We start from the raw sequence: 14,835 nt of genomic DNA on the forward strand, positions 1-14,835 counted from the left end.
CGCGGTCAACCTTTCAGGAATTTTCCGATTGCGCCGACGAGCGCTTCCTGCTGCTCGTACATCACCATGTGGCCTGCATTCTTGATTATTTCGAGCCTGCTGTTTTTGATGCGGCTGGTGAATTCCCTGGCATAGGCCGCCGGAATCAGCTTGTCGTCGTCGCCCCACAAGAGCAGGGTCGGCGCGGCAATGCGATAGGCGCGCTTCTTGAGGCCGCGGTCGGGGATCGGCCACAGAAATTTGCCCGCCACCGCCAGCCGCTTCACCCGCTCGACGTACATCGTTTCGAGCGCTTTGAAGTCCGACGGTATCAAGGTCATCATTTGCGCCGCGGGCGAATTGGGATCGTGGAACAGCAGCCCCGCAATCTCGGTAAGCTGCGCGGCGAACAGGTCGGGTATCGGCACTTCGTCGATCCAGAAACCGGCCGGCGCGATCAGCACCAGCTTTCTGGCGCGATGCACGTCGAACGCCGCGACCTCGGCCGCAATCATCCCGCCCATCGAATGGCCGACGAGGTTGGCGCTCGGGATGCCGAGTTCGTCCATCAACTCGTGATAGAACAGCACCGCGTCCGCGATGTCGTCGATATGCTCGCTGCCCGTGGATTCGCCGTAGCCGGGAAATTGTGGCGCATAGACTTTGAACTGCGCCCCGAGATCCTCAAGGAACGGCTCGACCGGCATCAGTCCACCCGCGCCGTGCAGGTACAGGATCGGCTCGCCGCTCCCATAAACCTGCATCTCGAGCGAGAACTTTCCGTTTAGAAGTTTCTGAGTCGTGTTCATTTCGCGCCCCGGACCTCCGCCGCGCCCGGCGCGGCCGCGCGCGCCTTGCCGTTGACTTCGGTCCTCTGGAAATGGACGGCGGCCGGCATCGCAATCTCATTTTGCGCCATCCGCTTCGGCGACCACTTGTCCTCGAAGCCGCTCCACAGGTCGCGCATGTGCGGCATGACCTCGGTGGCGAACAGAGTGGTGCTCTTGCGCACCAGTTCCGGAGGCATCGAGCCAACCTGCATGATCATCATCAGATGCCCGCAGTTGAGCGACTTCATCGCCTCGCGCAGGCGCTCGCGCACCGTCTTGGGCGAACCCGCAATCACGAAGCCCTGCTCGACGAAGTCCTTCCACTCGAGACCTTCACGCCGCATCGCCGCCTGCTGGCCGACCTGGCCGAGCATTCCGGCCTTGATCGTCTTCACCGTGCGATAGCCCGGAGCGTCGGCGAAGCCGTTATAGACGTGCAGGCAGCGGTTGTAGAAGTAATCCATGTGCGGGGCGTAGTCCTTCTCCGCCTGCTCATCGGTCTCCGAGACCGCAACCACCTGCGCGAAGCCGAGGCTGTAAGGATTCAATTCCTTGTTCTTCTTCGCCATGACTTCCCAGTAGCCGTCGGCGACCTTCTTGCCCGCGATGTACCCGAAGTAGGAAAGGAAGCTGTACTGATAGCCGTGGTCGGCGCAGAAGTCGTAGGTCTCGACCGAGCCTCCCCCCGGAATCCAGACCGGCGGATGCGGCTGCTGGAGCGGTCTTGGCCACAGGTTGACGTAGCGCAGCTTGGTGTACTTGCCGTTGAACGAGAAGACATCCTTCGCCGTCCACGCCTTGATGATCAGGTCGTGGGCCTCGTAGTACTTCTCCCGAATCGTGGCCGGGACCTCGCCGTAACAGAAGTTGGTATCCATCGAGGTGCCGACCGGGAATCCCGCGACCAGGCGCCCGCCCGAGATCACGTCGAGCATCGCGAATTCCTCGGCGACCCGAATCGGCGGATTGTAGAGCGCGATCGAGTTGCCCAGCACGACCAGGCTCGCGTTGCGCGTGCGCCGGCTGAGCGCGGCCGCCATGATATTCGGCGACGGCATCAACCCGTATGCGTTCTGATGATGCTCGTTGACGCCCAGCCCGTCGAAGCCCATCGCGTCGGCGTATTCGAGCTGATCGAGGTAGTCATTATAGAGACGATGCCCGACTTTCGGATCGTACAGGTCGCGCGGGATATCGACCCACACGCTGCGATACTTTTCCTTGAAGTCTGCGGGCAGGAATCGATACGGCATCAGATGGAACCAGGTAAACTTCATAAGCCTTTCTCCCTCGTGGCATTAGGACGGTTCACTCCCGCCGCGACTGCGCGCGGGGATGGACGCCGACCTCCGCCGAGATCGAGTCTTCCGTAATTGTGCGAAAACTGTCAAACGGCCGGGTGAGGAGGGGAAGAGTAAATCACTTGATTGTAATGTGAAACCCATCGTGGGTTTCCCACTTCCTTGGGCAGGGGTAACCCCTGCACCTTAGTGAGGAAAAGATGCGGGCTTCGCCTTGGAGGGCTCGGTAGCGCGCGTCCACGTCTTCGGCTTCGAAATGCATGACTAGCCGGCGGTTGACTTGGCGCTCAAGGCGCGTAGTGTTCTCTGAGATTCGCCCGGGGAAGCCGGTGAGATACCGGCGCTGCCCCGCAACTGTAAGGCTGAGCGTCGCGCGAGAGTCGCGGCGCTCGTCGAGTCAGGCGACCGGGTCGAATCGATGGAGCCGAAAGAACCTTCGCGGGAGAGGGAGGCTTCAGGAGTCTTTTCAGTGACTACTGCCGGCGCCGTACTGCCGCGTAGTCGTTCGTCGCTCCTGGCCGCTTCCATTTCCATCCGCGAAGTTTCAGCCCGGCCGGGCGACGTTGGACGAACAGAACAAATCGCAATTTTCATATGATGCGGTCGGGCGGCGCCCGAGTCGTCATGTGGCGTCGTTTGCAGCTTCGATAGCGGCTCACGTGGCGATTGTCGGTTTGATCGTGTGTTTTGCGTCGCCGATGGCCACCGCGCCCGGCGATTGGGTTGTCGCCTATCTCGTCGAAGGGACAGACGGCGCTGCCGGACGCGGCGGCGCGCGCGATGGCGCGTCCGGGGCCGCGTCGATTCATGCGAACGGCGGGCCGCGCGCGAATCCTGAATCGGTTTCTGTCGATCAGCGAAGGCAACAGAAAAAGCTGGCGGATGCGACGCCGCGGTCGGCACCGCCGCGGTCGGCACCGCCGCGGGCCGCGCGCAAGCCGCGTCACCGCGTTGAAGACCCGGATTCCGAAGTCGCCAGTCTGGCGCCGGTGCGCTCGCTCGCGCCCGCGCGATCGGCAGATTCAGAGCATGACGAGCATTGGCACAATCGCGACGATTCACCGGGCGGCGCGTCCGGTTCTTTTTCGGCGGCCGTTTCCGGCATCGGCGCCGCCGCGGGACCAAGCGGCGGAGCAGCGGCAGCCGCCGGCAACGGCAACGGCGACGGCGGTAGCGGTGGCGATCCAAATTCGATCGCCCACGCCGATTACGCGGCAAATCCTCCCCCCGCTTACCCTGCCGTCGCGCGGCGACGCGCCCAGCAGGGCACCGTGACGGTCAGCGTGCTGGTCGGCGCTGACGGTTCCGTAGAGCGTGCCGAAGTTGCGGATTCGTCGGGTTTCGACACGCTCGACGACGCCGCGCTGGAAACAGTTCGGTCGCGATGGCGCTTTGTGCCGGCCCGCCACGGCGGGATTGCCGTCGAAAGCTGGGTGCTGGTTCCGATACGCTTTGCTTTGATCGAGGCAAACGCTACCCACTGAGATTCCCGCCCTTGACCTGCGCTCCCGCAATCGCCATGCGCTGGTCGTCGCAGTCGTGCTAATCCGGAGAAGCCGTGATATAAGCCAAATTCGAGGAGGGTAGGAAAGATGGCTGCGAAACCGTGTACTACTCTGGTGGTGGCGGGGCTGATTGTCGCGGCGATTCTCGCGCCCAACAGCGCACGCGCGATCGAAGTCAAGAAGGATCTTTACAAGAACAGCGGTCCTGCCGGTCCGAATGCTGCCGGTCCGAGTGCTGCTGGTACCGGCAGGTCGAATCCCATTCCCCCGGCGCAACGCCAGGCGCTGAGCGACACTGTCGCGAACGAATCCGATTCCTATCTGAGTGACGAGAGCGAGAAGAAGGCGTCGGGCAAGGCGTACGTCGATCTCGAGCACGCAAAGTTCTTGTATCTGCCGGCGATGAAGGAGGGACACTGGACCGTGCTCGCGAAACTGCAGGCGGCCGAGTACACGCCGTCCAAAACCGGCGAGGGCAAAGGAAGGCCGACCGGCAAGCAGAAGATATTGGTGTTCAACTACCGTCTCGACGGCAGCAAGTGGACCGAAGTCGAACCTCCGAAATGGGAGGATGTCGAGACCAAGGGCACGGCGGCCGCGCATAAGTAGTTTTTCCGAGATGCTATTGCGGTCTGCGGAAACAGGCGTCGCGGCCACGCCGGCCGCGTTGGGTTTGATCGCGGTGACACAAAGTAAATCCGCGTCACTGAAAAGGTCCGCGTCACTGAATGCGCGAACAGGAATCGCGGCCACGTCGGCCGCGTTGGGTTTGATCGCCGTGGCGCAAAGTAAATCCGCGTCACTGAAAAAATGAAAAGCAAGATTCAGGACGATCTCAAGGCCGCGATGAAGAGCGGCGACAAGCTGCGCATGATGGCGTTGCGCGGCGTGTTGTCCGAGATTTCGCGTCTCGAAAAAGACGTTCGCCGCGACCCCAACGACGCCGAGATTCTGCAAATAATCAAGCGCGAGCGGGCCAAGCGCGAAGAAGCGCTGGAATTTGCGCGCAAAGCGGCCCGCCAGGATCTGATCGAGCAGAACGAGACCGAGGCAAAAATCCTCGAGTCGTATTTGCCCGCCGCGGCCTCGCCCGATGAAGTGCGCGCGGAAATTGCGGCTGCGATTGCGGCGGGCGCGTCGCAGATAGGTGCGATCATGAAGGCGCTGCGCGACAAGTTCGGCGCCGGGCTTGACGGCAAGACTGCCAGCGAACTCGCCAGGCAAGCGCTCGCGAAGAAGTAGTTTTTTCAGTGTCAGTGTCGATCGGCTTGCCAGTTTGGGCGGGCGATTGACCTTGCCGGGGAGGTTCTCATGGGCGGTGGCAAAATCGAGCCGTTGCGCGTCGAGGTGCCCGACGAAGTGCTCACCGACTTGCGCGCGCGGCTCGACAACACGCGTTTTCCCGACGAGGTTATTGATACCGCGTGGGAGTATGGAACCAATCTCGCCTATCTGAAGGAACTGGTCGAGTACTGGCGAACCAAATACGACTGGCGCGCGCATGAGCGCGAAATCAATCGCTTCGCGCATTTCAAGGCGAGCGTTGACGGACTCGGAGTTCACTTCATTCACGAAAAAGGCAGCGGCGCGAATCCCAGGCCGATTCTTTTGATTCATGGATGGCCGGGATCGATTTACGAGTTCATGGAACTAATCCCGATGCTCACCGATCCGGCGGCGCACGGCGGCGACGCAAAAGATTCGTTCACCGTGATCGCGCCGTCGCTGCCCGGCTACGGGTTTTCGGATCGTCCGCGCGCTCGCGCGATGAATATCCAGGCGATGGCGGAGCTGTTTCACCAGCTGATGACCGGGGTGCTCGGCTACCGGCGCTACGCGGTGCAGGGCGGAGACTGGGGCGCCGCGATCGCGTCGCGAATCGGCGAGGTGCACGCCGACAGCGTCTTCGGCATCCATCTCAACATGATTGCGATCGGGCCCGCCGAAGGACGCAGCGCGCCCGAGCTCACGCCCGAAGAGAAGGTGTTTCTCGGCGACATGGAAAGATTCCGCACCGCCGAGACCGGATACCAGTGGATCCAGGGCACCAAGCCGCAGACGCTCGCCTACGGGCTCAACGATTCGCCGGCCGGACTGGCGGCGTGGATCGTCGAGAAATTCCGCACCTGGAGTGATTGTCATGGCGACGTCGAGCAGAGCTTTACCCGCGACCAGCTGCTGACCAACGTGATGATCTACTGGGTCACGCAGACGATTAATTCATCGACCCGGCTGTACTACGAGGCGCGCCATCATCCGTGGCGGCTCCAGCCCGGGACGCGAATCGAGGCGCCCACCGCAGTCGCGATGTTCCCGGCGGAGCTGGTGCGTCCGCCGCGGCATTGGGCCGAGCGCGCGTACAACGTGCGGCGATGGACCGCGATGCCGAAGGGCGGGCATTTCGCCGCGATGGAGGAGCCGCAACTGCTGGCCGCCGACATTCGCGAATTTTACCGAGAGTTGAGCTGAGCGCGCGGGCTTGCGGGGCGCGCTCAGGCGGAGGCGGCTTCGTCGAACTTGACCAGGTCCGCGTATAGCTTTTCGATCTCGCGGCCCAATCGTTCGTAGCGTGCGATCAGATCGTCGGCGTCTTTTCGCGCGAGATAGAAGTTGGGGTCGTTCATCTCGCTGGAGAGCGCCGCGCGTTCGGTTTCCCGCTGCTCGATTCCGGCTTCGATCTGAGTCCGCTGGCGCGCGATACGTTCGCGCCTGCGAAGCGCGTCGCGATCGTCATTTGCCGGATGCCCGGCCTTCACCGGCTGGGCGGCCTTCGGCGGCTGCGCTTTTCTTGGACGCGACGTATTTCCGTTGTTGCCGCGCGTATCGCGCAATTGCACCGGCCCGGACCGCATCGGCTGCGACGAGGGCGGCAGCGCTGCGCCGGACTGCGCCTTCTTCTCGAGGTATTCATCGTAGTTGCCGAGGTAGCGAATCGCATGGCCCTGGCCGACTTCGAGCACCTCGGTCACCAGCTCATTGAGAATGAAACGATCATGGCTGACTATAATAACGGTACCCGGAAATCGCCTGAGCGCGTCGAGCAGCGTGTCCTTGGCGATGATGTCGAGGTTGTTGGTCGGCTCGTCGAGCAACAGGCAATTGCTCGGCCGCGCCAACACCTTCGCCAGCGCCAGGCGCGCGCGCTCGCCGCCCGAGAGCACTTGCACGCGCTTGTACACGTCGTCGCCCGAGAACAGCATCGCGCCGAGAATCGAACGAATCTCCGCCATCGTGCGGCCTTGCGCGCTGTCGCTCAGTTCTTCGAGCACGGTCTTTTCATATGAGAGCGACTCGGCGAGATTCTGCGCGAAGTATCCAGCCTGCACGCTGGCGCCGACGATTCGCTCGCCGCCGGTGATGGCTTCGACGCCCGCCAGCAGCTTCATCATCGTGGATTTTCCCGATCCGTTGGGACCGACCAGCGCGATTCGCGCGCCGCGCTCGATTGTCAGGTCGACGCCATCGTAAACCGTCAGTGCGCCGTAGCGTTTGACCGCGCCCTTGAGTTCGAAAACCCGCCGCGTGCTCCGGTCGCATTTCGGAAACGAAATCGCCGGCGGCTTCTGCGCTCCTTCCGGCGGTTCGAGGCGTTCGAGCTTGTCGAGTTGCTTGATGCGGCTTTGCACCAGGCGCGCCTTGCTCGCCTGGTAGCGGAACCGGCTGATGAAACTCTCCATGTGCCCGATTTCGAGGCGCTGTTTCTCGTACGCCGCCATCTCGGCGGCGAAGCGTTCCTCGCGCGCAACGAGATACCGCGAGTAGCCGCCGAGGTATTCGGTGAGCCGCCCGCGCGACACTTCGACGGTGCGCGTGGTGACGCGGTCCAGAAAGTAGCGATCGTGCGAGACCAGGATGATCCCGCCCTGGTAGGCGCACAGATAATCCTCGAGCCAGTTGCGCGCCTCGATATCCAGGTGATTGGTGGGCTCGTCGAGCATCATGAACTCGGGCGCGTCGAGCAGGAGCTTCGCCAGCGCAATCCGCATCCGGATTCCGCCCGAAAATTCGGCGACGTCGCGGCCGAGGTCTTCATCGGTGAAGCCCAGCCCGAACAGCACCGACGTGGCGCGGCTTTCGGCGCTGTAAAAGTCGTGCCGTTCGAGCTCGGTCAGCACCTCGCCCAATTCCTCGAGCGCGGCGTCGTGCGCCGGCCCGCGATGCTCGTGGACGAGAATCTGCTCGACTTCCTTGCGTCGCAGGTCGAGCGCCTGCATCCGGTCCAGCGCCGCCAGCGTCTCGCGCAGCACGGATCTTCCGCCCATCTCCGGAGCGTCCTGCGCCAGGTATCCGACCCGGGTGCGCTGCGGACGGGTGATTCGGCCCGAATCCAGCGGGATCACTTCGGCGATCATCTTGAGCAGGGTCGATTTGCCCGCGCCGTTGAGTCCGACCAGGCCCACCCGCCCGTCGTCGGCCATCGACCAGCTCACCCGGTCGAGGATCTTGCGGCCCCCGTAAGACTTGGAAAGGTTGTCGAGACTAAGCATGGTGAAAAGGTCATCTTATCAGCGGCATTTGTGTGCCGAAAGTGATTATTGCCCGCCACGACCTTTGAGGGGCTTCCTACGCAGCCGACATTGTGTTAGGCAATGTTACACTATGGCAAAATTCGCCCCCGAATATCCGCTGCCCAGGAGCGCAGACGAGTTCGAAAGACTCTGTCTCAAACTCCTGAGGCGTCATTGGCAGCTTCCTCAGCTCGAGCGCTTCCGCGACCCCAAACGCGCCGAGAAGGGAATCAACCTCATCGAGATCAGCGGACGCCCGCAACTCGCCGCCGTCAAGTGCGAGCTCCGCACTTCGCAAAACGACCTGACGCTCGCCGAGATCAAGGACGCTGTTGACCGGGCCGCGAGCCTGAAGCTCCCAATCGGGCGCTTCGTGATCGCGACTACGGCCGCCAAGCCCGAGGGCTTGCAGCGTTCGTTGTTTGAACTCAACCGTGCGAACCGCAAAGACGGCATCCTGGCGATCGAGGTCCTGACTTGGGACGACATCGAGGAACTGCTCGACGAATATCCTCAGATCCTCACCGATTTCGGGACCGTCGCCAAGCGCCAGGCTCTGACCCGGGCCGATGCGGTGGTTCATCTCGAGGCTCGATGCGAGCCCGCGGCGGCGGGACCTTCCGATGCGCTGGGAGAGGAGATCTCCGCCGCCGCGACGCTTCTCGAGAGCCGCCAATATCAGTTGGCCCGGCTCGCGCTGCTCAGACTGCGCGAGCAGAAGTGGAGCCAGCTGTCGAACATCCACAAGTTCCGCGTGCTCTCGTATCTTGGCGCCGCGTGGCTGAAGGAAGGTGAGCCGCGCAAATCGGCGATGCTTTTCATCGCGGCGAAATCGTTGCAGCCCGACGAGGAGAATGCCTGCACCAACGAGGCGCTCGCCCACGAACTGCTCGGTGAGCACGAACGTGCATTCGCTCTGGCCGACAAGCTGCGCATGCAGTTTCCCTCCAGCGGCCGCGCGGTTGCGCTGTGGCTGAACAATGCGCCCAAGTCGCTCGATGCCCGGGCGCTTGAAGAAAACGTCGCACCCGAACTCGCATCCGATCCGGAAGTCGCGGTCGTAATGGCGCGCCGCGCGCTGCTGGACGCGCACTTCGATCGCGCCGAGCGTTATGCGCGCCTCGCCAGCACCGCGTTGCCGAATAATTCGATCCCGTGGCTGGTCCTGGGACAGGCGATTCTACTCAATGAACTGGAAGCCGGCGGGGCCGGCTCGACCGAGGCGTCAGCGCAAAACGACGGCAGCCGCGTGCGCGAAGCCGAAAGCTGCTTCACTCAGGCGCTCGCGCTGGCGCAGGCCGAACATCTGGCGTCCAGCGAAGTGCAGGCGTTGATGGGACGCGCGCAGGCACGAATCGCGCTGCGCGACACCGACGGCGCCGGCAAGGATATCGAACAGGCGCACGGCTTGCAGCGCGAGGATGCCAACGGCCTGTGCGAGTACGGAATTGTTTTGCGATCGCGCGGCAGCCTGACCGAGGCGGTCGAGGTGCTGCGCCGCGCCGCCTCCGTGGGCGGTCGCGACGACATCGATTACCATCTGGCGGTCACGCTCCGCGAGCGCGACGAACCCGGCGATTTGCAGGAGGCCACCGAGCTGCTGATGCGCTCGATCTCGCGGCCGGAGGCGATTCCCGCCGGCGATCTTCCCTTCGCCGTCGATTCCGCGGTCGAAGCGCTTGCCATGCTCGAGCGTTATCACGACGCCGACGCGCTGTTGGCGTCGATTTCCGAGGAGCGCCTGCCCAAGGTCACGATGCAGACCTTGCGCGCCAATCTTCGTTTGGCCCAGGGCAAGTTCGATCAGGCCTCCAGGTTTGCCGACGAGGCTCTGTCCGAGATCGGGCCCGACACCGCCGCCGACAGCCGGCGCAAGCTGGCCGCGTTGCTCCATGATTTGGGGCGCTATCGCGACGCGCTGCCGCTGTGGCAGACGCTCGCGCCCGCCGGCAGCACCGGCATCGACACGCGTCGGCTGCTGGATTGCGCAAGCCGGCTCGGCCGCGAAGACATCGTGAGCGAGATCTCGCGCCAGTTGCATCCCGAACAAGCTATCGACGCCGGCGCAAGCGCCAATCAACTCGACAAGCTCGAACGCAACGATCCCGAAGCGGCCTTGGCCGGACTCGAGGATCTGCTGCGCGAACATCCCGACGACCGGCTGCTCCGACTGCGGCGCTCGATCGTTGCGGCTCGTCTGGGCAAGACCGATCTGGTCGTTACCGACCCCAATGCGATGCCCTCGGCGCGGGAAATTCCCCCTGCGCTCGGCCGCGCGGCCGTGCAATTCATGCGCGACGGTGGCCGCGCCAACGAGGCTCTTGCCTACGCTTACGAATTGCTGCGCCACCAGGGTGACAGCGTCGATTCGCATCGCGCATACATGGCCGCGCTCGGGCCGGTTGGCCCGATGCCGCACATACCCGACTTCGATACCGCCGGGCCCGGCGCCGCGCTCAGTTTTGTCGAGGAGAATTCCAACACCGAACGCTGGATCCTGCTCGAGGATGCCAACGACGCTGACGAGGCGCTCGATGAGTACGGCCCGCAACATCCGATGACGCGCGCCGTCAAGGGCAAGCGGGCCGGCGAGAAATTTCAGCTGCCCGAAGGCCGCTTCAGCCGCCGCCAAGCGACGGTCAAGCAGATGCTCAGCAAGTACGCCTACCGGTACATGGATTGTCTCGTCAACTGGCAGGCGCGGTTTCCCGGCCAGGCCGAAATCGAAGTCAGCTACGTGCGCGCCGACGCGATTCCGTGGAGCGAAATGAATGACAGCTTCGACTCGATGTTCGAAGCAAGCAATGGCAACGGGACTGGGAAGGGCAATGCCGCCGTCAACGGCAAGCGCGAGGACGTTATCAAACGGGCCGAACTCACCTACGCCAGCAAGCCGGTTCCGATCCACGCGGTCGCGGAGCGGATCAACCTCAACGATCTGCAAACCATGTTCACCCTGGCGCAGCGCCCCGGGGCGCCGCTGAAGTGCTGCACCGGCTCGCCCGAGGAACTCGCGGCCGCTCTGGGAGCCTTCGAGCGCGCCAATGCGGTGGTGCTCGATCTTACCGCGATCGCCACCCTGTGCATGCTCGGACGGCTCAGCCTGCTGCCGAGCTGGCCGCGCCAGTTCGTCATCTCGCAGGCCACCCTGGCCGAACTTCGGCGGCTCGCGTTCGAGGATACCCTGCTGCGCCTGCCGCCCGGATTTTCCGCGTCGCTCACCAGCAACGGCAACGACGGCAAGCGCGCCGACGTTCAGTTGAAGGGGCTCGCGGATGCGTTGCAGTCGGTCTGCCGCGTGCGCGAGGGTGCGGTGCTTGCTTCGATCGATCATGAACGCCGTGAGCGCCTGATCAATTTCTTCGGCCGCCATGGCGCCGAGAGCATCGTGATCGCCTCGATGCCCGGGCACGTGCTGTGGACCGACGACATGATCCTTGCCGATCTCGCCAAGACCGAGTTCGGGGTGCGCCGCGTCTGGACGGAGGCTGCGTTGCAGGCGCGTGCGCAGGCGGGCAATCTCGATCCGGTCGAGCTGGCTACGGCCAGCACCAAGCTGGCGGGATGGGGCTACTCGTTCGCCGCCCCGGGTATCGAGACGCTGATGCGCGCGGGTTCGGTCGCGGTATGGAATCCCGATCAGTTCCCGCTCAAGCAGGCGCTCGATCAGTTTGCGGACAATTCGATGAACATGTCGGATGCGGTGCGGCTGGCGGCCGAGTTGATCGTCAGGATGTACAACGACCAATACCTGCGCGGCCAGCGCCGGACCGTGACCTCGCGCCTGCTCGACCGGCTTGCGGCACGCCCCGGTGGCCGCGAGGCGGTCGAGGCGTTGCCGCGTTCGTTGCCGATTCGCTTCGGGCTCGACCTGATTCGAGCTCGCGAACTGAGCGACGTCGTGCGGGGATGGACTGCCGCCCAGGGCGAGACGCAACTGAGCGCTTGATGGTTGTTCAACGCCGGCGGTTGGGGTCGGATGAAGATAGCTGGGCAATGGGTCAGTGACCCACTGCCCAGCTATAGATCTTGGCGCGTCGTGTTAGCCTTCGCGATCAACTAGAATCCCGCCCGGGCTAATCAGCGGAGCACAGGAGGAACGCACGATGGCGGCAATGGGCGAGGGCGACCGGATCGTCCTCATCGATCGCAGGCTCTTCAAAGACGACAACACCCGGATTTTCGTGGGCGTCGTCGAGCAAACCGATGGTGTCCTGGTGCGCGCCCGCGGCTTCGTATTTCACGTCAGCTCCTACGAGGTCGCCGGACAGGAACGCCGCGGCGAAGAGCGCGTGCGCATATTTTCGATGGGTTCCGGGGACATCGTCTACCTGCTGCCCAAGGAGCAGGACATCTCGCGCCTGATGCTCAAGCGCTCGCCCAAGTCGATGACGCTCAGCGACGGCGAATACGCGATGGACCTGAGCGACTTTCTGCTCCGCGCGTGACGCCGCCGGCTATAGCTTCCCGACGAACTCGATAATCGCTGCCGCGGTATCGCCGGGATTGTCCAGCGGCACGTGATGGAACGCGCGCGGAATTTCCTTCAGCACCGATCCGCGAATCTTCCGATGCATCCGCGCAACGTGCGACCGGCTCACCATACCGCTCTGATCGCCGCGCAGCAGCAGCGTCGGCATCGTGATCTGCTTCAGCTTCGGCCTGGTCATCCGGTTGCCATGCTTGCGCCAGGCCCGCGTCTGCGGATCGAAGCGAAACGCCCACGCGCCACTGGGCAGCTGCTCGGCGCCGAGCAACGCGAGCCGCTCGATTTCCAACCGCGTCAGATTCGTTTCGGGCGGGTGCAGGCGAAACTTGCGGATGATGTCGCGGGCCGAGCGCAGCTCGGGACGAACGCCGCCGTGCGATCGCCGGCGCCATCGCCACATCAGTCGGCGAAACAGCGGCGGCCCTCCGTGCGGCGCATCTACCATGACCAGCGCGTCGAGCAACTCCGGATGCGTGACGGCCACCCACTGCGCGACCACCCCGCCCATCGAATGTCCAACCAGCACCACGCGCGTGCCGAGGCTGTCGATTAGGCCACGGACGTCTTTCAGATACGCCGGCGGCCCGTAGTTCCTTGAATCCGCCCACTGGCTGCGCCCATGACCGCGAAAATCAAGCGCGAGCACGCGCCCGTATGCGGTCAGCATCGGAGCGACGCCGTCCCACCAATGCGCATGCGCCGCGCCGCCGTGGAGCAGAATGAAAGTGCGTTTGTCGGGATCGCCGCCCCAATCCAGATAATGAAGCTTGAGTCCTTCAACCTCGAGGTATCGGTGGGTCGGCTCCGTTAGCACGGTAGCCGCTTGCTCTTGTGCCATAGCCGGCAATTCTATTCGACCCCGAATCGCGAGCATAGATTTTCATGCGCGCGATTGCGCCGGGTTGGTTGCTCGCTTGCTGGAAGCGCGCCGTCCCCTCGTGCTAACAACCGCACGAGAACCGTTGCCAGGGAGTATCTTTGATGGCGCTCAGACTCGAAAACAAAAACGCACTGATCACCGGCGGCGCCAGCGGAATCGGACGCGCGACCGCGATTCGATTCGCCGAAGAGGGCGCCAACGTCTTCGTTGCCGATCGCCATTTCGCCGCCGCCGAGGAAACCGCCGCCGCGGTTAAAAAGCTCGGCCGCAGCTCGACCGCGTATCAGGTCGATACCAGCGACGAGGCGCAGGTCAATGCGATGGTGGCGCAGATGGTCAAGGAGTTCGGCAGCGTGAACATCGTGGTCGCAGCGGCAGGAATTTCACACGCGCACTATGGTGAAGAAGGCCAGCCCGACGTCGCCTTTCTGAGCAACAAGTCCTTTGCCAACTGGCGCAAGGTTCTCAGCGTCAACCTTGACGGCGTGTTCCTGACCGATCGCGCCTGCGCCGACGCGATGATCAAGGCGGGCAACGGCGGACGCATCATAAATATCGCCTCTGCCGCAGCGCGAATCCCGCTCCCGGGCGCCGGCGAATATTCGGTCAGCAAGGCGGGCGTCTGGATGCTGACGCGGGTGCTCGCCACCGAGTTGGCGCCGTTCAATATCACTGCCAACGCGATCGGCCCCGGCTTCATCAAGACTCCGATGACCGCCGAGCTTCAGCAGATGCCCGACCTTTCGCCGCTGATGCAGCGCGTGCCGATGAATCGGATGGGCGAGCCGGTCGATGTCGCCAACACCGCGCTGTTCCTCGCCGGCGAAGACGGCCGCTACTACACCGGATCGATTCTGCATCCCGACGGCGGAATCGTCATGCAGTGACCAGTGATAAAGTGGAAAAGTGAAAAAGGCGTGGGCATCGAATCGCCAACGACATTGACTCGTAACTGCTTGATCGCGGCGTTTGTCGTTGCATCACTGGCTCTGGGCGGATTGAGTTCTTCCGCGCTGGCGCAGGTCCCGACTGCGACGCCGTCGCCCATGATGCTGCCTGCAATTGCGCAGATTCAGCTTTTACCGGTGCCTGGATACGGGCCGGCGCCGCTGACCGTTGGCTTCATCCTGTCGAGCGCCAATCCGGAGACCGTGCTCCAATCCTTCATATGGAATTTCGGCGATGGACAAGTCTCGACGCTGCCGCCGACCGCGATGTTCCACACCTACACCAAGCCCGGCAGCTACGTGGTCACTGTGACTGCGACCACGGCGGACGGCCATTCCGCGTCATCGCTCGCAGGCGTGGTCGTGACGCAGCCCGCGCGCTAGCAGCGCCGCGCG

The 14,835-nt window shown here is 63.5% G+C and carries 12 protein-coding genes and 1 riboswitch; of the genes, 8 read left to right on the plus strand and 4 right to left on the minus strand.

Annotation, left to right across the window (positions count from 1 at the left end):
- Window positions 1-5 precede the first annotated feature (5 nt).
- Both VIO10_RS11190 and VIO10_RS11195 read right to left on the minus strand, forming a co-directional pair.
- Window positions 6-788 carry an alpha/beta fold hydrolase gene (locus tag VIO10_RS11190; RefSeq protein WP_331963830.1) on the minus strand — a complete coding sequence of 261 codons (783 nt, stop codon included), beginning with the start codon at window positions 786-788 and terminating at the stop codon, window positions 6-8.
- Window positions 785-2,086 (minus strand): LLM class flavin-dependent oxidoreductase, encoded by a 1,302-nt coding sequence (locus tag VIO10_RS11195; protein ID WP_331963833.1) that lies wholly within the window; start codon window positions 2,084-2,086, stop codon window positions 785-787. The genes VIO10_RS11190 and VIO10_RS11195 overlap by 4 nt, the downstream gene beginning before the upstream one ends.
- 344 nt (window positions 2,087-2,430) lie before the next feature.
- A riboswitch (cobalamin riboswitch) is annotated at window positions 2,431-2,517 on the plus strand.
- Between the two features lie 156 nt (window positions 2,518-2,673).
- On the opposite strand from VIO10_RS11195, the gene VIO10_RS11200 reads away from it, so the two are divergent.
- From VIO10_RS11200 to VIO10_RS11215, 4 genes are all read left to right on the plus strand, one after another.
- Window positions 2,674-3,594 carry an energy transducer TonB gene (locus tag VIO10_RS11200; protein ID WP_331963836.1) on the plus strand — a complete coding sequence of 307 codons (921 nt, stop codon included), beginning with the start codon at window positions 2,674-2,676 and terminating at the stop codon, window positions 3,592-3,594.
- Between the two features lie 108 nt (window positions 3,595-3,702).
- Entirely contained in the window at window positions 3,703-4,224 is a 522-nt protein-coding gene (locus VIO10_RS11205; RefSeq protein WP_331963839.1) for a hypothetical protein, read from the plus strand.
- A gap of 201 nt (window positions 4,225-4,425) precedes the next feature.
- Window positions 4,426-4,857: a GatB/YqeY domain-containing protein gene (locus VIO10_RS11210; RefSeq protein ID WP_331963842.1), complete on the plus strand. Its 432-nt coding sequence runs from the start codon at window positions 4,426-4,428 to the stop codon at window positions 4,855-4,857.
- Window positions 4,858-4,926: 69 nt separating this feature from the next.
- Window positions 4,927-6,084 carry an epoxide hydrolase gene (locus tag VIO10_RS11215; protein WP_331963845.1) on the plus strand — a complete coding sequence of 386 codons (1,158 nt, stop codon included), beginning with the start codon at window positions 4,927-4,929 and terminating at the stop codon, window positions 6,082-6,084.
- 23 nt (window positions 6,085-6,107) lie between these two features.
- On the opposite strand, the gene abc-f is transcribed toward VIO10_RS11215, so the two are convergent.
- Window positions 6,108-8,102, minus strand: coding sequence for a ribosomal protection-like ABC-F family protein (gene abc-f, locus VIO10_RS11220; RefSeq protein ID WP_331963848.1), 1,995 nt, complete (start codon window positions 8,100-8,102; stop codon window positions 6,108-6,110).
- Between the two features lie 112 nt (window positions 8,103-8,214).
- Between abc-f and VIO10_RS11225 the strand changes: the two genes are divergently transcribed.
- Window positions 8,215-12,072 (plus strand): tetratricopeptide repeat protein, encoded by a 3,858-nt coding sequence (locus VIO10_RS11225; protein WP_331963851.1) that lies wholly within the window; start codon window positions 8,215-8,217, stop codon window positions 12,070-12,072.
- Between the two features lie 157 nt (window positions 12,073-12,229).
- Entirely contained in the window at window positions 12,230-12,571 is a 342-nt protein-coding gene (locus tag VIO10_RS11230; protein ID WP_331963854.1) for a hypothetical protein, read from the plus strand.
- Between the two features lie 9 nt (window positions 12,572-12,580).
- Here the strand turns inward: VIO10_RS11230 and VIO10_RS11235 are convergent, their stop codons facing one another.
- Entirely contained in the window at window positions 12,581-13,450 is an 870-nt protein-coding gene (locus VIO10_RS11235; RefSeq protein ID WP_331963857.1) for an alpha/beta hydrolase, read from the minus strand.
- A gap of 143 nt (window positions 13,451-13,593) precedes the next feature.
- On the opposite strand from VIO10_RS11235, the gene VIO10_RS11240 reads away from it, so the two are divergent.
- Together VIO10_RS11240 and VIO10_RS11245 are read left to right on the plus strand one after the other, a co-directional pair.
- Complete coding sequence (locus tag VIO10_RS11240) at window positions 13,594-14,379, plus strand: SDR family NAD(P)-dependent oxidoreductase (RefSeq protein ID WP_331963861.1); 786 nt, start codon at window positions 13,594-13,596, stop codon at window positions 14,377-14,379.
- A gap of 30 nt (window positions 14,380-14,409) precedes the next feature.
- Window positions 14,410-14,823 (plus strand): PKD domain-containing protein, encoded by a 414-nt coding sequence (locus VIO10_RS11245; RefSeq protein WP_331963864.1) that lies wholly within the window; start codon window positions 14,410-14,412, stop codon window positions 14,821-14,823.
- Window positions 14,824-14,835: the final 12 nt, after the last annotated feature.

This window comes from Candidatus Binatus sp. (genome assembly GCF_036567905.1).
Classification (GTDB): domain Bacteria; phylum Desulfobacterota; class Binatia; order Binatales; family Binataceae; genus Binatus.

Bases quoted from the DNA above. Each gene is read 5' to 3' on its own strand.
- VIO10_RS11190 (WP_331963830.1), bottom strand. From the start codon at position 788: ATGAACACGACTCAGAAACTTCTAAACGGAAAGTTCTCGCTCGAGATG.
- VIO10_RS11195 (WP_331963833.1), bottom strand. From the start codon at position 2,086: ATGAAGTTTACCTGGTTCCATCTGATGCCGTATCGATTCCTGCCCGCA.
- VIO10_RS11205 (WP_331963839.1), top strand. From the start codon at position 3,703: ATGGCTGCGAAACCGTGTACTACTCTGGTGGTGGCGGGGCTGATTGTC.
- VIO10_RS11210 (WP_331963842.1), top strand. From the start codon at position 4,426: ATGAAAAGCAAGATTCAGGACGATCTCAAGGCCGCGATGAAGAGCGGC.
- VIO10_RS11215 (WP_331963845.1), top strand. From the start codon at position 4,927: ATGGGCGGTGGCAAAATCGAGCCGTTGCGCGTCGAGGTGCCCGACGAA.
- abc-f (WP_331963848.1), bottom strand. From the start codon at position 8,102: ATGCTTAGTCTCGACAACCTTTCCAAGTCTTACGGGGGCCGCAAGATC.
- VIO10_RS11225 (WP_331963851.1), top strand. From the start codon at position 8,215: ATGGCAAAATTCGCCCCCGAATATCCGCTGCCCAGGAGCGCAGACGAG.
- VIO10_RS11230 (WP_331963854.1), top strand. From the start codon at position 12,230: ATGGCGGCAATGGGCGAGGGCGACCGGATCGTCCTCATCGATCGCAGG.
- VIO10_RS11235 (WP_331963857.1), bottom strand. From the start codon at position 13,450: ATGGCACAAGAGCAAGCGGCTACCGTGCTAACGGAGCCGACCCACCGA.
- VIO10_RS11240 (WP_331963861.1), top strand. From the start codon at position 13,594: ATGGCGCTCAGACTCGAAAACAAAAACGCACTGATCACCGGCGGCGCC.